Here is an 18,248-nt window from a genome sequence, read left to right as displayed (position 1 = left end):
CGCCCGAGCTCAGCCCGTGATCTGACGGGGGCCTTTACGGCCCGGCATTTGGGAAACTTTTTCCATATTTGGCGCCGTACTTGAGCCACAATCCCGCGGCGTTCTGATAAGAGACAAGCTTGAATCGCGGGGACGCCTGTGGGGGCTGCCGGCGATTTTCATGGGGTCAGAGGAAGGCGATGTTGCAAATGACGCGACCTTCCTTCGGCATTCGAAAGACATCGAGAGCGCTTTACCCGTACAGCTGTTCGTAATTTCGGCCGGCCCCATCAAGGGGCTTTCTGGGCGCGGACAGTTGTGCGGCTTGCCTGCTCCGGCGATCCCCGTTCAAGAGGGCAGCCTGGGACAGGTTCGAAACCGGGCATCTTGGGTCGTTGAGTTGGGGGACTTGGGTTGAACCACAGGACGTCACGCGGCACTTTCGGGCGTGAGACCGGGATCATCGATCTCGGCCACGAGCCGCCGCTGTCCGTCGATGGTTCTGAAGCCGCGGTGATCGACCGCCGCCGCGTCTCGGTGCAATGGTTCAGCGGGACAATTTTGACCGGACTCTGCGGCGCAGCCCTGATCGGCGGCGCCGTTTTCGCTTCGCTCGACGGCGAGATGACCTTCGCCAAGGTGCCGGAGCGGGTCGAAGGCGCGCTGCGCGGAGCATTCGGCGCCGCCGATCGCGCCGCCACGCTGCACAAAAGCGACCGCCTGCCGCCGCCGAGCGAATCCACCGCCTCGCGCAACGTGATGCGCGTCTCGACGGTTGCCCGCGTCGGCAACCGTGACGTGATGCGGGTGCGTCCGTTCGTGCGGATCGCCGGCAATCTGTCGATGACGACGAGCGATCTGTCGGCGAAGATCCCGCCGTTCAACGCCCAGCGCCTGCTCACCGATGTCGGCTCCGACCCGAAGACAGCGTCCGACGATCCCAACAATCCCGAAGCCGTCGAGCCCGACGCGGAAGTGTCCTTCGTCACCAAGGACCTGTCGCCGGTGCTGCCGAAGGCCAAGATTTCCGCGGTGGTGGCACTCGACGACATCCTGATGCGGGTGCGCGATGCCGCCAATTGGCGCGGCAATGGCGGGGTGCGCTACGCCTCGCTCGCCAACACGGCTGCCGACATCTCCGGCGCGACCGGTCCTTCCGACATCAGAACCGCCTACGCCGCCGAGGCCTCGCCGTCCGATCCCTATGCCGGCTTCGAGACGCGCGTGGTGCCGGAAAACGTCACGCTGCTGCCCAAGACCAAGGAGCAGATCACCGGCGGCAATCCCAACGGCGAACGCGTCCACATGGTCAAGAAGGGCGACAGCGTCGCCGGCGTGCTGCGCGATCTCGGCGCCAATGCCGACGAGATCAAGGCGATCACCGCGACGCTCGGACCGCGCGGCCGCGACGGCGGCCTGAAGGAAGGCGAGAAGCTCCGCATCCTGATGGCGCCCGCAAGCCCCGGCGCCCGCCTGCAGCCCTATCGCGTCGTGGTTGCAAACGACACGATGGTGGAAGCGATCGCGGCGCTGTCCGATCTCGGCAAATACGTCGCCGTCGACGTCTCCAGCATGAACACCGTCGCCGATACTGCGGCCAACGCCAGCAGCGACGACGAGGATGACGATGACGGCTCCGGCGTGCGGCTCTACCAGAGCATCTACGAGACCGCGATGCGCAACAAGGTCCCGATGCCCGTCATCGAGGACATGATCAAGATCTACTCCTACGACGTCGATTTCCAGCGCAAGGTGCAGCCCGGAGATTCCTTCGACGTGTTCTACGCCGGCGAGGACGAGGGCGTGACGTCGAGCGAGAAGAACGAGGTGCTGTTCGCCTCCCTCACCGTCGGCGGCGAGACCAAGAAATACTACCGCTACCAGAGCCCCGACGACGGCCTGGTCGATTATTACGACGAGACCGGCAAGAGCGCGAAGAAGTTCCTGGTCAGAAAGCCCGTCAACAACGCCATCATGCGCTCCGGCTTCGGCGGCCGCCGCCACCCGATCCTCGGCTACGTGAAGATGCATACCGGCGTCGACTGGTCCACCAGCTACGGCACGCCGATCTTCGCCTCCGGCAACGGCATGATCGAGAAAGCCGGCCCCGAGGGCGGTTACGGCAAATACATCCGCATCAAGCACGCCAACGGCTACGAGACTGCCTACGGCCACATGTCGGCCTTCGCCAAGGGCATGGAGCCCGGCAAGAAGGTGCGGCAGGGTCAGGTGATCGGCTTCGTCGGCTCCTCCGGCCTGTCGACCGGCCCGCACGTCCATTACGAGATCCTGGTCAACGGCCGCTTCGTCGATCCGATGCGCGTGAAACTGCCGCGCGGCCGTTCGCTGGAGGGCCCGATGCTGGCAAGCTTCGAGAAGGAGCGCGACCGGCTCGACGGCATGATGAGCGGCCGCGGCGGCGCCATCGCCCGGATGTCGGATGCCACCGGCGGGCCGCTGCAGGTCACCAACCGATAAGCCGGCAACGCACCGATATCAGCCGGCGTTTTCAAACAGAATTTCAAACGAGCACGCTACGCAGCGAGGCGCGTTACAACGTCAAGTTTCGTTTGCCAAAGCCGCAGGACGGGCGAATACTTTCCAAAAAAATGGGAGGTCACGCCATGACGAGCAGGCTCGCCTGCGCAGCCCTGATTGCTGCGCTGTTCTCCACAACGAGCGCATCGGCCGACGGCTGGGAGGTCACGAGACTCGTGCCGGGCTCGGCATTCCACGGCGTGCACGGGCTCGGTGTCGACAAGGCCGGCCATTTGTTTGCCGGCAGCGTCGCGGGCGCTGCGCTCTACGAGGTCGACATTGCCGGCGGCAGCGCCAAGGTTGCAATCCCGGCGCCGGTCGGGATGGCCGACGACATCGCGTTCGCACCCAACGGCACCATGGCCTGGACCGGCTTCCTCGCCGGCGATCTCTATGCGCGCAAGGGCGACGGTCCGATCAAGAAGCTCGCTTCCGGGCTTCCCGGCATCAACTCGCTCGCCTTCCGCAAGGACGGCAGGCTCTACGCCACGACGGTCTTCCTCGGCGATGCGCTCTATGAGATCGACGTCGAGGGCGTCAAACCGCCTCGCCAGATCATGGAGAAGATGGGCGGCCTCAACGGCTTCGAGTTCGGTCCCGACGACAAGCTCTATGGTCCGCTCTGGTTCAAGGGTCAGGTCGCAAGGGTCGATGTCGACAAGGCCGAGCTGAGTGTCGTCACCGACGGCTTCAAGATCCCGGCCGCCGTGAACTTCGATTCCAAGGGCAATCTCGTCGTGATCGACACCGCGCTCGGCCAGCTCGTCCGGGTCGATCCCAAATCGGGCGCCAAGACCATGGTCGCGCAGCTGAAGCCGTCGCTGGACAATCTCGCCATCGACGACAAGGACCGCATTTACGTCTCCAACATGGCCGACAACGGCATCCAGGAGGTCGATCCCGCGACCGGTCATGCCAAGCAGATCATCATCGGCAAGCTCGCTTTGCCCGGCGGCATCGGCGTCACCTCGGATAACGGCAAGGACACGATCCACGTCGCCGACCTGTTCGCCTATCGCACGGTGGACGGCGTGACCGGCGAGGTCACCGAAAAGGCGCGCATGCACGCCGCTGGCACGACGCTCGAATATCCGATGAGCGCGACGGCGAAGGGCAACGACGTGGTCCTGTCGAGCTGGTTCACCGGCACCGTGCAGGTGATCGACGGCAAGACCGGCGCGACGCGCGACATGCTGCACGACTTCAAGGCGCCGCATGACGCGGTCGTACTCGCGGACGGCAGCATCCTGGTAGCCGAGCTCGGCACCAAGTCGCTGGTCAAGGTGAGCGGCGAGCACGGTAAGGATCGCACCACGCTGATCGGCGCGCTCGAGGGTCCGATGGGTCTCGTCCGCGGGGCCGGCGACGAGGTTTACGTCACCGAGGCTTTTGCCGGCATCATCTCCAAAATCGACAGCACCGGCGAAAAGACCGTGATCGCGAAGGAGCTGAAGATGCCGGAAGGCATCGCGCGCACAAGCGACGGCAAGCTGATCGTCGCCGAAGTCGGCGCCAAGCGGCTGATCGAGATCGTGCCGGAAACCGGCAAGGTCACCGAGATCGCAGCCAATCTCCCGATCGGCCTGACCGGCGCGCCCGGCGGCTTGCCGACGCATATCCCCACCGGCGTCGCCGTCGGCGCGACGGGCGTGATCTACGTCAGCTCGGATGTCGAGAATGCGATCTACAAGGTGGTGAAGAAATAGCAGTGGCGTGCGCGGGACCGGCCCGGGAACCCCCGCGCGGGTTCCCCGGTTAGACGCTGACCGAAGCCAGCACGAGGATCGCCCATGACGCGCCTCTCACGCGACGATGTCGTCAAGGCCGTGGACCGCGCCGACGACGTCACCATTGCCCAGATCATCGGAACCGGCGCCACCGCCGAGGAACTCGCGGAAGCCCAGGCTTGGCTCGCCAATGACGAGCCGATGATCAACGACCTGCGCCCGCTGGCCCAGGGCCGGGTGCGCGAGCTGGTGGATATTTTGTCGGAGTTGGAAGAGGACGACGAGGAGGCTGGGCCGGCGAAAGCGGGCTCAGCGCCCGCAGCCGGCTAGGACTGCGCGCATCTTCACCGAACACAATTCGCCCGGAGAGATGAACCTCTCCGGGGCGGTAAGTCGTTCAGGCGGCCTTGCCGATCAATTCAACAGATATTAACCCGCACGCACCCGTGCGAACAATTCCGACGGCATCATGCCGAACATGTCGCGGAAGGCCGTGCTGAAATGCGCGGAGCTGGAAAAGCCCGCGTCATGCGCGGCCTCGGTCAACGATTGGCCTTGTGCGACCGCCCGTGCGGCAGCGCCGATCCGGGACCAGATCCGGTAGCGGCGGAGCGGCACACCCGTGACGTCCTTGAAGAGATGCAGGAAGCGCGAGGACGAAAGCCCGGCCTTGCGGCCGAGTTCAGCAAGCGTGTGCGAACCGCCGGGCTGCTCGCGCATCCGCTCGATGGCGGCGGCAATTCTTGCATCCGGCTGCGGATTTGATCCGATCCCAAGCATATCGCGGGCTGCTTGCTGCGCCTGCTCTGATGCAAGGCGTCGCTCCGCGATGTCGCAGAACAGCGCGACGACCGACCTCTCGTCGATCAGGTCGAACGCGGCGTTCGATCCCACCTCCTTCATTCGTGAGCGAAGCGCCTCGATATCGCGCCCGAGGGGATCGACATACAGAAAGGCCGACCGTCCGGCATCGATGCGGAGATGGTGCAGACTGTTGGGCATGATCAGCACGCTGCGGGTCTGGCGATAAGACGGTGAGCGCGCCCTCGGATCGTTAGCTACGCCTATCGCCCCGTCGAGCGCGACGGCCAGCACGCCGGTGGCATTGCGGTGGGGCGTCAGCCCGAAGGCTGGACCGAGATAGAGCACCCGCGCGTCCCAATCGAGCATCCGCGCCCTCTTCGGTCCGCCGCTGGGCGGCGTGCTGATAGCCAGTTCCTGAAAGCCGGGTGGCGAGATCATGCCTCATCATAGCGCACCGGCACAGCGCTGCCGATGACCGGGGAGATCATATCGATGGACAGAGTTCTGGTAGATGACGCCGCACCAATCGCCGCGATCCGCGCCGCCGTCACGCGCTACGCGGCCGCCTGGCAGGCCGGTGATCGCGCCGCGATCGCCGCCTGCTACCACGATGAATTCGTGCTGCATTATGCCGGCCATAACCCCCTCGCCGGCACTCACCACGGCAAGGCGGCCGCGCTTGCCACTCTGGCCGAGGTCGCACGCCGCTCCAACCGAAAACTTCTCGGCATCGACGACGTGATGGCCGGGCCGCGGCGCGGCGCCATTCTCGCACGGGAATCATTCAGCCGGGACGGTCGCACGGCTGAATTGGAACGGTTGCTGGTCTATGCCGTGCGTGAAGGCCTGCTGAGCGAATGCTGGGTCTACGACCGCGATCAGGCAGTGGTGGACGCGTTCTTAGCGGATTGAAAAACGCCCTCCGCGAGCTTGGCGCGGAGGGCGTGCATTTCATCAGTTCAGCTTCCGTTTCGGCACTGGTGCCTCGAACTGCGCGATCTCCGCGGTCTGCGGCGCCTTGCCGTTGAAGGTCAGGACGTTGCCTTCCGACGAGATCGCGACGCTGTCGCCGTCCCTGACGTCGCCGGCGAGGATCATCTCGGCGAGCGGGTCCTGGAGGTAGCGCTGGATCACCCGCTTCAAGGGCCTTGCGCCGTAGGCGGGATCCCAGCCCTTGGCGGCGAGCCAGTCGCGGCCGGAGGCATCGAGGCTCAGCACGATCTTGCGATCGGTCAGGAGCTTCTGCAGGCGCGCGAACTGGATCTCGACGATCCGGCCCATCTCGCTCTTCTGCAGCCGGTGGAACAGGATGATCTCGTCGACACGGTTGAGGAATTCGGGGCGGAAGTGCGCCCGCACCATTCCCATCACCTGCTCGCGCACCGCCGCGGTGTCCTCGCCCTCCGGCTGGTTCACCAGATATTCCGAACCGAGGTTGGAGGTCATGATGATCAGCGTGTTGCGGAAGTCGACGGTGCGGCCCTGGCCGTCGGTCAGGCGGCCGTCGTCGAGCACCTGCAACAGCACGTTGAAGACGTCAGGATGCGCCTTCTCGATCTCGTCGAACAGCACGACCTGGTAGGGCCGGCGCCGCACCGCTTCGGTGAGCGCGCCGCCCTCGTCATAGCCGACATAGCCGGGGGGCGCGCCGATCAGCCGCGAGACCGAGTGCTTCTCCATGTATTCGGACATATCGAGGCGGACCATCGCGGTCTCGTCGTTGAACAGGTACTCCGCCAGAGCCTTGGTCAGCTCGGTCTTGCCGACGCCGGTGGGACCCAAGAACATGAACGAGCCGGTGGGGCGGTTCGGGTCCTGCAAGCCGGCACGCGAGCGGCGCACGGCGGTTGCGACCGCACGCACCGCCTCGGCCTGGCCGACGACGCGCTTGCCGAGCTGCTCCTCCATCTTCAGGAGCTTCTCCTTCTCGCCTTCCAGCATCTTGTCGACGGGCACGCCGGTCCAGCGCGAGACCACCTGCGCGATGTGGTTGGCGGTGACAGCCTCCTCCATCATCTCGCCGGCGTTCTCCTTGGCCTCGATGTCCGCGAGCTGCTTCTCGAGCTGCGGGATCCGTCCATAGGCCAGCTCGCCGGCCTTCTGGAATTCGCCGCGCCGCTGCGCGTTGGCGAGTTCGACACGTAAACCGTCGAGCTCGGCCTTCAGCTTCTGGGCATCGGAGAGCTTGCTCTTCTCCGCGCTCCAGCGCGCCGTCAGCGCCGCCGACTTCTCCTCGAGCTCGGCGAGGTCCTTCTCCAGGGTCTGGAGCCGCGACTTGGAGCCGACATCGCTTTCCTTCTTCAGCGCCTCCTGCTCGATCTTGAGCCGGATGATCTCGCGGTCGAGCGAATCCAGCTCTTCCGGCTTGGAATCGACCTGCATCTTCAGCCGTGCCGCGGCCTCGTCCATGAGGTCGATCGCCTTGTCGGGCAGGAAGCGGTCGGTGATGTAGCGGTTGGACAGCGTCGTCGCCGCAACAAGCGCGGAATCGGTGATCCGCACGCCGTGATGCTGCTCATACTTGTCCTTCAAGCCGCGCAGGATCGAGATGGTGTCCTCAACCGAGGGCTCGCTGACGAAGATCGGCTGGAAACGCCGAGCCAGCGCGGCATCCTTCTCGACGTGCTTCTGGTACTCGTCGAGCGTGGTCGCGCCGATGCAGTGCAGCTCGCCGCGGGCGAGCGCCGGCTTGAGCAGGTTGGAGGCGTCCATCGCGCCGTCGCCCTTGCCGGCGCCGATCAGCGTGTGCATCTCGTCGATGAACAGGATGAAGGTGCCCTCGCTCCCGGTGACTTCCTGCAGCACGGCCTTCAGCCGCTCCTCGAACTCGCCGCGGTATTTCGCGCCGGCGATCAATGCGCCGAGGTCGAGCGAGAGCAGCTTCTTGTCCTTGAGGCTCTCCGGCACGTCGCCGTTGACGATGCGCAGCGCGAGGCCTTCGGCGATGGCGGTCTTGCCGACGCCGGGCTCGCCGATCAGGACGGGATTGTTCTTGGTCCTTCGCGACAGCACCTGGATGGTGCGGCGGATCTCCTCGTCGCGGCCGATGACCGGATCGAGCTTGCCGTCACGCGCGGCCTGGGTCAGGTCGCGGGCATATTTCTTCAGCGCGTCATAGGCGTTCTCGGCGGTCGCAGAGTCGGCCGTGCGGCCCTTGCGCAGCGCCTCGATCGCCGCGTTGAGGTTTTGCGGGGTGACGCCGCCCTTGGCGAGAATGGTGCCGGCCTCGCTGGTCTTCTCCAGCGTGAGCCCGAGCAAAAGCCGCTCGACCGTGACGAAGCTGTCGCCGGCCTTCTCGCCGGCCTTTTCGGCCGCATCGAAAGTGCGGGCCAGCTCGGGCGCGAGATAGATCTGCCCGGCGCCGCCGCCGGAGACCTTCGGCACCTTGTTGAGGGCGTCCTCGGTCGCCTTCAGGATTGCGCGGGAATTGCCGCCGGCGCGGTCGATCAGACCGGCGGCGAGCCCCTCATTGTCGTCCAAGAGGACCTTCAGCACATGCAGGGTTGAGAACTGCTGGTGCCCCTCGCGCATCGCGAGTGACTGCGCGGACTGGATGAAGCCCCTGGAGCGTTCGGTATACTTCTCGATATTCATCTTTTCTGTCCCTCGGCCTGCCCTCGGGGCCCTCTAAGGCACCCCAAACGGCATCTTCATTGGGTTTCCAATTACCGCATTGACGTTTCTCAACCGGTAACGGTCGTCTTTTGCCGGCGTTGCCGCCGGCCTGGGCCAGATGTGGGAAGCAGGTTGCGGATGCGAAAGAGGCAACTTCACAATTTCGTGCGCGCGGGAGCGGGCTTGGCGGTGGCAGGCCGAATCCCTTAAGTAGCGGCATGACAGCCAGCCACACCGCCGAGATCACCGGCCTCTACCGTTACCCGATCAAGGGCCTGACGCCGGAACGCCTGTCGCGCGTCTCTTTGCGGGTCGGCCAGACCCTGCCGGCCGACCGCCGCTACGCCATCGAGAACGGCCCGAGCGGGTTCAACCCCGAGGCGCCCGAATGGAAGCCGAAAATCCAGTTTCTGATGCTGGCGCGCAATGAGCGGCTGGCCGCGCTCGACAGCCGGTTCGACGACGAAACCAACGTGCTGACCATCCGCAAGGACGGCCAGATCGTCGCCAGCGGCGATCTCGAGACCGCCGCCGGGCGCGCCGCCATCGAGGCCTATTTCACGGAGAACTTTCAGCCCGAGTTGAAGGGCCCGCCCAAAATTCTCTCCGGCCGCGACCACAGCTTCTCCGACGTCGCCCGCAAGGTCGTCTCCATCATCAATCTGAACAGCGTCCGCGCCATCGAGACCATGCTCGGCGGCGTCGCCGTGCATCCGCTGCGCTTCCGCGCCAATCTCTACGTGAAAGGCTGGCCGGCCTGGTCGGAGCTCGACCTCGTCGGCCAGACGCTCGCGATCGGGCAGGCCCGACTGAAGGTGATCAAGCGCATCGTCCGCTGCCCGGCCACCAATGTCGACCCCGAGACCGCCAAGCGCGATCTCGAAATTCCGCCCACGCTCTCGCGCCATCTCGGCCACATGGACTGCGGCATCTATGCCGAGGTGATCGAAGGCGGTGACGTCGGCGTCGGCGATGTGGTGGCGGTGGAACAGCCGAAGCTGGTGTGAATCAATGCCGTCTCCACGCACTCCGTCATTGCGAAGAGCGAAGCGACGAAGCAATCCAGAGTATGTCCGCGGAGGGATTCTGGATTGCTTCGCGGAGCCTGTCATCGGGCCGCGCGCTGCGCGGACCCGTTGGCTCGCAATGACGACCTAAAGAAGCTGCGTCGCCGAACGTTCAGAAATCGTAGAGTGGGCAAACCACCCTACGGCACCGGCACTCCTCAGTTCGGCATCACATAGGCATAGATCTTGCCGCGCGAGACCGGGGCTTCGCGGACGCGGTTGCCGTTGTTGCCGGAGATCATGATCGGATTGCCCTGCGCGTCGATGCCGGTGATGATGCCGACATGACCGCCGCGGCGGCCGCGCGACATCACGGCGATGGCGCCGACCTGCGGACCGGAGATGCGCGTGCCGTAGCGCGCGAACGAGCTCGCCATGTCGGAGCCGGTGCCACGATGGCCGGTATGCTCCAGCACCATGTTCATGAAGCGCGCGCACCACAGGCGGCCGCGCCCGGTCGGATTGCCGCCGATATGGCGGCGCGCCTCGGACACGAGGCCCGATCCTCCGCTGAAGCCTCCGTTCATGCCGGCACCGCTGGCATTGGCATTCGGATCATAGCTCGCCTGGGTGTCGGCGAAGCCGCTCGCCCGCAATTGCGCCGCGCTGCGCTCGAAGCGCGAACTGCGGGCATGATGGCGATAGTGACGGTGGTGATGATGTCTGGCGTGATGCACGTAACCGTGCCGCTCTGCGCTATGACGATGATACGGCCGTGCCGAGGCCGGAGAAACGAACACGGCGAACGCCGCGAAGAACAGCGCCAGCGCGACAACACAACGCGACAGGCGAGACGCAAACAACTCGAACATTCTTCATCCTTCTTGACACCCCACTTCCCGCCGGCCCGTGCAATGGCCGACATCCGTTTGGCCGTTAAGCCGCTCGATGTGGCGAGAAAAAGACGCAACGCTCGCGAATGGCTGCAATGATTTTGTGTTCGTGCTCGGCGCTGCTGCCGCATTGCCGACAACAGAATTAACTGCGATCCTCGAACACGGCTTGAAACAGAGGGAAACGGTTAATGCCCCATGCCACGACCAGGGACGGCGTCCGCATCTATTTCGAGGAGACGGGCCAGGGAACGCCGATACTTTTTCTGCACGAGTTCGCGGCCGACTACACCAATTGGGAGCCGCAGATGCGCTACTTCTCGCGCGGCCATCGCTGCATCACCTATTCGGCGCGCGGCTACACGCCGTCGGACGTGCCTGACGGCGAGGTCTACACCTACACGCATTTCTACACCGATGCGCTTGCGGTGCTCGATCATCTCGGCATCGAGCGCGCGCATCTCGTCGGTCTTTCGATGGGCGCCTATTCCTCGCTGCAGATCGGATTGAACGCGCCGCAGCGCGCACTGTCGATGACGCTCGCCGGCGTCGGCTCCGGCTCGGAGCTCGAGAACCTCGACGATTGGCGCAAGCAGTGCCGCGCCAATGCCGAGCAGTTCGAGACGCTGGGCTCCGCCGAGGTCGCAAAAGTCACGCGCGAGGCGCCGAGCCGGATTCCGTTCCTGGTGAAGGATCCACGCGGGCATGCCGATTTCTACGCCGCACTGGCGCGGCACGATGCCAAGGGATCGGCGCGCACCATGCGCGGATTCCAGGGCGGCCGTCCCTCGATTTACACGATGACAGACGCGATCAGAGGCGTGGCAACACCCGCGCTGATCATCTGCGGCGACGAGGACGAGCCGTGCGTGGGCGCCAGCCTGTTCCTGAAGAAGCACCTGCCCGCGGCGGGGCTCGCGATGTTTCCGAAGTCCGGCCACGTGCTGAACCTGGAGGAGCCCGCGCTGTTCAATGAGAGCGTGGAGCGGTTCGTGACGCTGGTGGAAGCAGGACGTTGGCCGGTGCGGGACCCGCGGTCACTGGCTGCCCATTGAGGTAGAAGCGCCGCCAAGTACTCCGTCATTGCGAGCGTAGCGAAGCAATCCAGAATCCCTCCGTGGCGGCATTCTGGATTGCTTCGTCACAAGAGCTCCTCGCAATGACGGAGAGAAACTACTTCCTCCCGCCGCGGCTCAGCAGGAACACCGCCTGCTCGCCGAACATGTTCCACACCCACCAGGGCAGGTTCAGCGGCACCGGGCGGCCGTAGAGATCGAGCGCGACCGAGCGCTCCATCTTGACGTTGATCTCGTCGCAGAGCTGCACGAAATCCTTGATGGTGCAGAAATGGATGTTGGCGGTGTCGTACCAGGTCGCCGGCAGATTCTCCGTGCGCGGCATGTGGCCGCCGATCAGGAGCTGGAGTCGCATCTTCCAGAACCCGAAATTCGGGAAGGAGACGATGGCGCGGCGGCCGATGCGCAGCAGATTCTCCAGCACGACCTTCGGCTGCCGCGTCGCCTGCAGCGTCTGCGACAGGATCACGTAGTCGAAGGCATCGTCGGGATAATTGACGAGATCGGTGTCGGCATCGCCCTGCACCACCGCGAGCCCCTTGGCGACGCAGCGGTTGACGCCCTCGCGCGACAATTCGATGCCGCGGCCGTCGATGCCGCGGGTCTCCAGCAGCTGAAGCAGATCACCGTCACCGCAGCCGACGTCGAGCACCTTCGAGCCCGGCTTGACCATCTCGGCGACCAGCCGATGATCGGCGCGATAATCGCCGGACGGCGCTGTGGCAACGCCGTTCAACGGCAGCACTTCCTGCACGGACATCGCTAGCGGTCCTCGAGGTTGAGCCCGCGGGCCTTGCCTGCCGATTGCAGGAAGGCGCGGGAGATGTCGAAGAATTCGGGCACGTCGAGCAGGAAGGCGTCGTGGCCGCGATCGGTCTCGATCTCGGCAAACGACACCCGGGCGCTCGAAGCGTTCAGCGCGTGCACCAGCGCGCGCGATTCCGAGGTCGGGAACAGCCAGTCGCTGGTGAAGGAGACCACGCAGAAGCGGGTCTTGATGTCGGCGAAGGCCTTGGCCAGGACGCCGCCGTGGTCGGCGGCGATGTCGAAATAGTCCATCGCCCGCGTCAGATAGAGATAGGAATTGGCGTCGAAGCGCTCGACGAAAGACGAGCCCTGGTAACGCAGATAGGATTCGACCTGGAAGTCGGCATCGAACGAGAAGGTCGGCAGCTCGCGGTCCTGCATGCGCCGGCCGAACTTGCGATGCAGCGCCGCGTCCGAGAGATAGGTGATGTGCGCCGCCATCCGCGCCACCGCGAGCCCCCGGTGCGGATGGATGCCGCGGTCGGCATAGCCCCCACCGTGCCAGTCGGGGTCGGCCATCACGGCCTGGCGGCCGAGCTCGTGGAAGGCGATGTTCTGCGCCGAGTGCCGCGTCGCGCAGGCGATCGCCAGCGCGGAGTACACGCGCTCCGGATAGGCCGCGGTCCATTGCAGCACCTGCATGCCGCCCATCGAGCCGCCGACGACCGCAAACAGCGTGTCGATGCCGAGCCGGTCGATCAGCATGGCCTGCGCGCGCACCATGTCCGGGATGGTGATGACGGGAAAGTCCAGGCCCCAGACCTTGCCGGTGGCGGGATTGATCGAGGCCGGCCCGGTCGAGCCCATGCAGCCGCCGATCACGTTGGAGCAGATAATGAAGTAGTGCTTGGGATCGATGGGGCGGCCGGGGCCGACCAGCGTCTCCCACCAGCCCGGCTTGCCAGTGACCGGATGCACGTTGGCGACATGCTGGTCGCCGGTCAGCGCATGGCAGATCATCACCGCATTGGAGCGATCGGCATTGAGCTCGCCATAGGTCTGGTAGGCGATCTGGAACGGGGAGAGATCGACACCGCAATCGAGCCGCAGCGGCTGCTCGGTGCCGAAATGCGCAACCAGCGAGCTTGGATGATCGACCTCGTGCGACCGCTCGTCGGCGCTGATCGCAGGACTCGGTATCGACTTGACGCTACCCATCTCGGACATCGACCTCGTTTGCGACGGGCTGCTCGACCGCGCCGCTGACATCAGGCCATGAAAAACCCGGCCTGAACGATAGGTTCGGCCGGGATCGGAAGCGTCCCCGGCCTGTTTAGCGAGTTTTTTAACGTGGCTGCAAGCCGGCCGGCTCAAATGACCACGGAACGGGCAAAAGCTACCGTCTTGGGCGGTTTTCGTCAAGTCGCGGCCCGGATCGGCCCAATTCGTCTCTGTCGCGTCGACCGAAAAGGACGTCATTTCTCTTTGCTTTCACCGTCCCGACTGCCTAATCAGGACATCCCCCATCGGAACGATCGACGACCTGACATGTCCCAACGTCCGCCCGCGCCACCATCGCTGCAGGAACTGCGCAAGGAGATCGACGCGATCGACGAGGGCATGCATCGCCTGCTGATGCAGCGCGGCGACATCATCGACCGCCTGATCCAGGTGAAGCAGACCCAGGAGGTCGGCTCGGCGTTCCGGCCCGCGCGCGAGGCTGCCATGATGCGCGAGCTCGTGCAGCGTCATCGCGGCATCCTGCCGCTCGACACGGTCGAGAGCATCTGGCGCGTCATCATCTCGACCTTCACCTATGTGCAGGCGCCGTTCTCCGTGCATGCCGACGTCTCGGTGAGCGAGCCGGCGATGCGGGATTCCGCGCGCTTCCATTTCGGCTTCACGGTGCCTTATGTCGCGCATTTCAGCGCGCAGGCCGCGGTCGAGGCGGTGGCGAAGTCCAAGGGCGATCTGGCGCTGGTCTCGGCGATATCGAGCCGCACGCCGTGGTGGCTGGAGCTGGAGGCGAACGGCGCGCCGAAGATCATCGCGCGGATGCCGTTCGTCGAGCGCGCCGACCATCCCGCCGCATTGCCGGTGTTCGCGATCTCGCGCGTCGCCGACAGCGCCCTGGTGACGGAGGTCGAGACCTTCAGCGTGCGCGTCTCGGGATGGAACGCCGAGGTCGCCCGCGCGCTGTCGCCGCTCGCCGAGATCGTGGCGGTGCCCGATACCGCCTTCGACGGCGCGGCGCTCTTGGTCTCGGTCACCGGCGCGACCAGCATCGACAAGATCAGGGCTGCCCTGATCGAGGCGGGGGCCTCGGTGCGCTCCGTGGCCCTCGTCGGCAGCCACGCAACGCGCTATACGGTGCCCCCGACCGGGCCGAAATCGTAAAATCGCGAGCCGCCCAGCCTATCCGGAGTCCAAGATGTCCCGCCCCGTGCCGAATCCCGGCATTCTCGATATTGCGCCCTACACGCCCGGCAAGAGCCCGGTGCCGGAGCCGGGCCGCAAGGTGTTCAAGCTCTCGGCCAACGAGACGCCGTTCGGGCCCTCGCCCAAGGCGATCGAGGCGTTCAAGCGCGTGGCGGATCATCTGGAGGACTATCCGGAAGGCACCTCGCGCGTGCTGCGCGAGGCGATCGGCCGCTCGTTCGGGCTCGATCCCAACCGCATCATCTGCGGCGCCGGCTCGGACGAGATCCTCAATCTGCTCGCGCACACCTATCTCAGCCACGGCGACGAGGCGATCTCCACTACGCACGGCTTCCTGGTCTACCCGATCGCGACCATGGCGGTCGGTGCCAGGAACGTCGTTGCGCAGGAGACCAACCTCACTGCGGACGTCGACGCCATCCTGAAGGCGGTGACGCCGAAGACGAAGCTGGTCTGGCTCGCCAACCCCAACAACCCGACCGGCACCTATCTGCCGTTCGACGAGGTCAAGCGGCTGCGTGCCGGCCTGCCCTCGCACGTGCTGCTGGTGCTGGACGCCGCCTATTGCGACTACGTCTCGCGCAACGATTATGAGATGGGGATCGAGCTCGTCGCCACCACCGAGAACACGGTGGTGACGCACACCTTCTCGAAGATCCACGGCCTGGCCGCGCTGCGCATCGGCTGGATGTTCGGGCCCGAGCACGTCATCGACGCGGTCAACCGCATCCGCGGTCCCTTCAACGTGTCGACGCCGGCGATGTATGCCGCGGTCGCCGCGATCGAGGACACCGCGCATCAGGCGATGTCGAAGCAGTTCACCGAGACATGGCGCAACCGGCTCACCGAGGAGATCGGCAAGCTCGGGCTGAAGGTGACGCCGAGCGTCGCCAATTTCGTGCTGATCCACTTCCCGACCGACAAGGGCAAGACCGCCGACGACGCCGACGCCTTCCTGACCAAGCGCGGCCTCGTGCTGCGCGGCTTGAAGAATTACGGCCTGCCGCATGCGCTGCGCATGACCATCGGCACCGAGGAGGCCAACCGCCTCGTGGTCGAGGGCTTGCGCGACTTCATGGCGGGCAAATGAGCGCGCAGGCGCACTTCCAGCGCGTCGCGCTGATCGGCTTCGGCCTGATCGGCGGCTCGATCGCCCGCGCTGCGAAGCTCCAGGGGCTTGCCGGTGAAATCGTCACCACTGCGCGCTCGGAAAAGACGCGTGCGCGCGTTGCCGAGCTCGGGATCGTCGACCAGGTCGTGGCGACTAATGCCGAAGCGGTGAAGGATGCCGATCTCGTCATCCTCTGCATTCCCGTCGGCGCCTGCGGACCCGTGGCAGAGGAGATCGCGCCCCATCTCAAGCCGGGCGCGATCGTCTCCGATGTCGGCTCGGTCAAGGGCGCGGTGGTCAGGGACATGGCGCCGCATCTGCCGAGCGGCATTCATTTCGTGCCGGCGCATCCGGTGGCGGGCACCGAGCACTCGGGGCCGGATTCCGGCTTTGCCGAGCTCTTCATCAACCGCTGGTGCATCCTGACCCCGCCCGACGGCACCGACGCAGCGGCCACGGAGCACCTGCGCGCGTTCTGGACGGCGATGGGCGCCAAGGTCGAGGTGATGACGCCGGATCATCACGACCTCGTGCTCGCCATCACCAGCCACCTGCCGCATCTGATCGCCTACACCATCGTCGGCACCGCCGACGAATTGGCGCAGGTGACGGAATCCGAGGTGATCAAATTCTCCGCCGGCGGTTTTCGCGATTTCACCCGCATCGCGGCGTCCGATCCGACGATGTGGCGCGACGTCTTCCTCGCCAACAAGGAGGCCGTGCTGGAGATGCTCGGCACCTTCACCGAGGATCTCGCCAAACTCACCCGCGCGATCCGCCGCGGCGACGGCGAAGCACTGTTCGACCACTTCACCCGCACCCGCGCCATCCGCCGCGGCATCGTCGAGATCGGCCAGGATTCCGCTGCGCCCGATTTCGGCCGGCCGCATGCGGCGCTGAAGAAGCCGTGAGCCTGTCATTCCGGGGCACCCGAAGGGCGAGCCCGGAATCCATCAGGCCACAGCACAAGCGGTGAAATGGATTCCGGGTTCGATGCTCGCATCGCCCCGGAATGACGACAGAGCCGTCAATACAGCGGCGGGATCTGGCCGACCTTGACCGGGCCGAGCAGCACCGCGCCGTCGGCGAATTTCAGCGGGAAGCTTCGCGCCTTCTTGCCTTCCAGCGTGCTCTCGGTGCCGATCGAATTGATGCCGGCGGCAACGCCGGCATTGGCGTTCTGCTTGATGACCTTGCCGAGGCCGGGCACGGCGCGGTCGAGCGCGCCGAACAGATTGTTGAGGTCCTGCGACTTCACGCCGGGCGCAACGCGATCGAGCGTTGCCTGCGGCACGCCTTCCTCCAGCATCTTCTCGATGCCGAGCGCCGGGATCACGCGCTCGAGGCCGGTCACGGTCATCTGCAATTCGCCGTCGAGCCGGCCGTTGGCCGACAGGCCGAGCGTGCCGGCCGCGACCGCGATCATCTCGCCCTGCTGGATCCGCGACTGCACGATCTCGATGTGACCGCCGGCGGCCTGGATCTCGCGGAAGCGCTGCGGCCACGGTTTGGGCGTGAGGTCGGAGAGGCCGGTGATCTTGGCGCGGGTGTCCGCCTCGAACGGCTCGGCGAGCAACGGATGCACGCCCTGGATGCTGCCCTGCGCGACATGGAGCACGGTCTCGATCACGGGACGATCCGGCGCTGATCCATCGGCAAGGCGACCATGCAGCTCGACCTGCTTGGCGCGCGCAAGCGGCACCTGGACGCTGCCATCGAGCCGGTTGAGGCTGGGGTCGTCGAACACGATGGAAGCGCGATCCGGCACCGCCGGCAGACCCGCCACACTGGCGCGGCCCTTGCTCCAATTCACGCTGAAGGTGTTTTGCGTAATGCCGTCGATCAGCATGGCGGGCGCGGAGAATTCGGCGATGATGCGCTTGGGGTCGTAGACCTGGGCCACGACCAGGATGTTGTCGAGCTTGGCCGTGAACGGCGTCTTGCTCGCGTTCTGCGAGACCAGGGCAACGCTGGCGCCGGAGCACTGGACCTCGAAGCGGAACGGGAAGCCGGCGATCGAGCGCTTGGCACAATCATAGATGCGGCCGGCCTTGGCTTCCTGCGTCCGCCAGGCGTCGGCGACGATTTCGGCCTGCCACGCCGCATAGAACCAGAAGCAGGTCCAGCCGACGGCGAGGACCAGGACGAGAACGGGGGCGATGAAGAGGCCCAAGCGGGAGCGGCGGCCTGTTGCGACATTCATATTGGACATGCGGCGACCCTTTGACGCCAGATTCAGGCAAATGTAAGCGGAGCCGGCCTGCGACGAAAGGCGCAGAAATCGCTTCGCTTGGGCGCAGGGTTCTGGTAGC

15 protein-coding genes and 1 riboswitch are annotated in these 18,248 nt (G+C 65.5%); of the genes, 9 read left to right on the top strand and 6 right to left on the bottom strand.

Annotation, left to right across the window (positions count from 1 at the left end):
- The first annotated feature begins 393 nt into the window (after positions 1 to 393).
- The 3 genes from P0R31_RS22920 to P0R31_RS22910 all read left to right on the top strand — a co-directional run bounded on the left by P0R31_RS22920 (position 394) and on the right by P0R31_RS22910 (position 4,574).
- Positions 394 to 2,457, top strand: a complete 2,064-nt coding sequence (locus tag P0R31_RS22920) for a M23 family metallopeptidase (RefSeq protein ID WP_275516443.1) — start codon at positions 394 to 396, stop codon at positions 2,455 to 2,457.
- A 146-nt stretch (positions 2,458 to 2,603) separates the two neighbouring features.
- On the top strand, positions 2,604 to 4,223 hold the full coding sequence (locus P0R31_RS22915; protein WP_275516442.1) for a hypothetical protein: 1,620 nt from the start codon (positions 2,604 to 2,606) through the stop codon (positions 4,221 to 4,223).
- An 84-nt stretch (positions 4,224 to 4,307) separates the two neighbouring features.
- Entirely contained in the window at positions 4,308 to 4,574 is a 267-nt protein-coding gene (locus P0R31_RS22910; RefSeq protein WP_024337302.1) for a hypothetical protein, read from the top strand.
- 99 nt (positions 4,575 to 4,673) lie between these two features.
- On the opposite strand, the gene P0R31_RS22905 is transcribed toward P0R31_RS22910, so the two are convergent.
- Positions 4,674 to 5,486 carry a helix-turn-helix domain-containing protein gene (locus P0R31_RS22905; protein ID WP_275516441.1) on the bottom strand — a complete coding sequence of 271 codons (813 nt, stop codon included), beginning with the start codon at positions 5,484 to 5,486 and terminating at the stop codon, positions 4,674 to 4,676.
- Positions 5,487 to 5,540: 54 nt separating this feature from the next.
- Between P0R31_RS22905 and P0R31_RS22900 the strand changes: the two genes are divergently transcribed.
- On the top strand, positions 5,541 to 5,960 hold the full coding sequence (locus tag P0R31_RS22900; protein ID WP_275516440.1) for a nuclear transport factor 2 family protein: 420 nt from the start codon (positions 5,541 to 5,543) through the stop codon (positions 5,958 to 5,960).
- Positions 5,961 to 6,002: 42 nt separating this feature from the next.
- Here the strand turns inward: P0R31_RS22900 and clpB are convergent, their stop codons facing one another.
- Positions 6,003 to 8,642 (bottom strand): ATP-dependent chaperone ClpB, encoded by a 2,640-nt coding sequence (gene clpB / locus P0R31_RS22895; protein WP_275516438.1) that lies wholly within the window; start codon positions 8,640 to 8,642, stop codon positions 6,003 to 6,005.
- A gap of 239 nt (positions 8,643 to 8,881) precedes the next feature.
- Between clpB and P0R31_RS22890 the strand changes: the two genes are divergently transcribed.
- On the top strand, positions 8,882 to 9,670 hold the full coding sequence (locus tag P0R31_RS22890; RefSeq protein WP_275516436.1) for an MOSC domain-containing protein: 789 nt from the start codon (positions 8,882 to 8,884) through the stop codon (positions 9,668 to 9,670).
- Positions 9,671 to 9,888: 218 nt separating this feature from the next.
- Here P0R31_RS22890 and P0R31_RS22885 read toward each other — a convergent pair whose 3' ends face one another.
- Positions 9,889 to 10,542 carry a TIGR02594 family protein gene (locus tag P0R31_RS22885; protein ID WP_275516434.1) on the bottom strand — a complete coding sequence of 218 codons (654 nt, stop codon included), beginning with the start codon at positions 10,540 to 10,542 and terminating at the stop codon, positions 9,889 to 9,891.
- 212 nt (positions 10,543 to 10,754) lie between these two features.
- Here P0R31_RS22885 and P0R31_RS22880 point away from each other — a divergent pair, with 212 nt between their 5' ends.
- Entirely contained in the window at positions 10,755 to 11,618 is an 864-nt protein-coding gene (locus P0R31_RS22880; RefSeq protein ID WP_275516432.1) for an alpha/beta fold hydrolase, read from the top strand.
- Positions 11,619 to 11,736: 118 nt separating this feature from the next.
- Here the strand turns inward: P0R31_RS22880 and metW are convergent, their stop codons facing one another.
- Both metW and metX read right to left on the bottom strand, forming a co-directional pair.
- Positions 11,737 to 12,399 carry a methionine biosynthesis protein MetW gene (gene metW / locus P0R31_RS22875; protein WP_275516431.1) on the bottom strand — a complete coding sequence of 221 codons (663 nt, stop codon included), beginning with the start codon at positions 12,397 to 12,399 and terminating at the stop codon, positions 11,737 to 11,739.
- Positions 12,400 to 12,401: 2 nt separating this feature from the next.
- Positions 12,402 to 13,604, bottom strand: coding sequence for a homoserine O-acetyltransferase MetX (gene metX / locus P0R31_RS22870; RefSeq protein ID WP_275516448.1), 1,203 nt, complete (start codon positions 13,602 to 13,604; stop codon positions 12,402 to 12,404).
- Between the two features lie 94 nt (positions 13,605 to 13,698).
- A riboswitch (SAM riboswitch) is annotated at positions 13,699 to 13,778 on the bottom strand.
- A gap of 156 nt (positions 13,779 to 13,934) precedes the next feature.
- Between metX and P0R31_RS22865 the strand changes: the two genes are divergently transcribed.
- The 3 genes from P0R31_RS22865 to P0R31_RS22855 are packed head-to-tail and all read left to right on the top strand — an operon-like array spanning position 13,935 to position 16,847.
- Positions 13,935 to 14,783: a chorismate mutase gene (locus P0R31_RS22865; protein ID WP_275516430.1), complete on the top strand. Its 849-nt coding sequence runs from the start codon at positions 13,935 to 13,937 to the stop codon at positions 14,781 to 14,783.
- A gap of 34 nt (positions 14,784 to 14,817) precedes the next feature.
- Positions 14,818 to 15,915, top strand: a complete 1,098-nt coding sequence (gene hisC, locus P0R31_RS22860) for a histidinol-phosphate transaminase (protein ID WP_275516429.1) — start codon at positions 14,818 to 14,820, stop codon at positions 15,913 to 15,915.
- Complete coding sequence (locus P0R31_RS22855; RefSeq protein WP_275516428.1) at positions 15,912 to 16,847, top strand: prephenate/arogenate dehydrogenase family protein; 936 nt, start codon at positions 15,912 to 15,914, stop codon at positions 16,845 to 16,847. Before hisC ends, P0R31_RS22855 begins: the two co-directional genes overlap by 4 nt.
- 116 nt (positions 16,848 to 16,963) lie before the next feature.
- Here P0R31_RS22855 and P0R31_RS22850 read toward each other — a convergent pair whose 3' ends face one another.
- Positions 16,964 to 18,148, bottom strand: coding sequence for a DUF2125 domain-containing protein (locus tag P0R31_RS22850; protein WP_275516426.1), 1,185 nt, complete (start codon positions 18,146 to 18,148; stop codon positions 16,964 to 16,966).
- Positions 18,149 to 18,248: the final 100 nt, after the last annotated feature.

It is taken from the genome of Bradyrhizobium yuanmingense, from assembly GCF_029167105.1.
In the GTDB taxonomy this organism is placed as follows: Bacteria; Pseudomonadota; Alphaproteobacteria; order Rhizobiales; family Xanthobacteraceae; genus Bradyrhizobium; species Bradyrhizobium yuanmingense_A.
The sequence above is the reverse complement of the archived record's forward strand: the minus strand, read 5'-3'. Positions and strand labels throughout refer to the sequence as shown.

Coding starts and splice junctions, on each gene's coding strand:
- P0R31_RS22900 (WP_275516440.1), top strand. CDS start 5,541: ATGGACAGAGTTCTGGTAGATGACGCCGCACCAATCGCCGCGATCCGC.
- clpB (WP_275516438.1), bottom strand. CDS start 8,642: ATGAATATCGAGAAGTATACCGAACGCTCCAGGGGCTTCATCCAGTCC.
- P0R31_RS22885 (WP_275516434.1), bottom strand. CDS start 10,542: ATGTTCGAGTTGTTTGCGTCTCGCCTGTCGCGTTGTGTTGTCGCGCTG.
- P0R31_RS22910 (WP_024337302.1), top strand. CDS start 4,308: ATGACGCGCCTCTCACGCGACGATGTCGTCAAGGCCGTGGACCGCGCC.
- P0R31_RS22855 (WP_275516428.1), top strand. CDS start 15,912: ATGAGCGCGCAGGCGCACTTCCAGCGCGTCGCGCTGATCGGCTTCGGC.
- P0R31_RS22865 (WP_275516430.1), top strand. CDS start 13,935: ATGTCCCAACGTCCGCCCGCGCCACCATCGCTGCAGGAACTGCGCAAG.
- metW (WP_275516431.1), bottom strand. CDS start 12,399: ATGTCCGTGCAGGAAGTGCTGCCGTTGAACGGCGTTGCCACAGCGCCG.
- P0R31_RS22915 (WP_275516442.1), top strand. CDS start 2,604: ATGACGAGCAGGCTCGCCTGCGCAGCCCTGATTGCTGCGCTGTTCTCC.
- metX (WP_275516448.1), bottom strand. CDS start 13,604: ATGGGTAGCGTCAAGTCGATACCGAGTCCTGCGATCAGCGCCGACGAG.
- P0R31_RS22890 (WP_275516436.1), top strand. CDS start 8,882: ATGACAGCCAGCCACACCGCCGAGATCACCGGCCTCTACCGTTACCCG.
- P0R31_RS22880 (WP_275516432.1), top strand. CDS start 10,755: ATGCCCCATGCCACGACCAGGGACGGCGTCCGCATCTATTTCGAGGAG.
- hisC (WP_275516429.1), top strand. CDS start 14,818: ATGTCCCGCCCCGTGCCGAATCCCGGCATTCTCGATATTGCGCCCTAC.
- P0R31_RS22905 (WP_275516441.1), bottom strand. CDS start 5,486: ATGATCTCGCCACCCGGCTTTCAGGAACTGGCTATCAGCACGCCGCCC.
- P0R31_RS22850 (WP_275516426.1), bottom strand. CDS start 18,148: ATGTCCAATATGAATGTCGCAACAGGCCGCCGCTCCCGCTTGGGCCTC.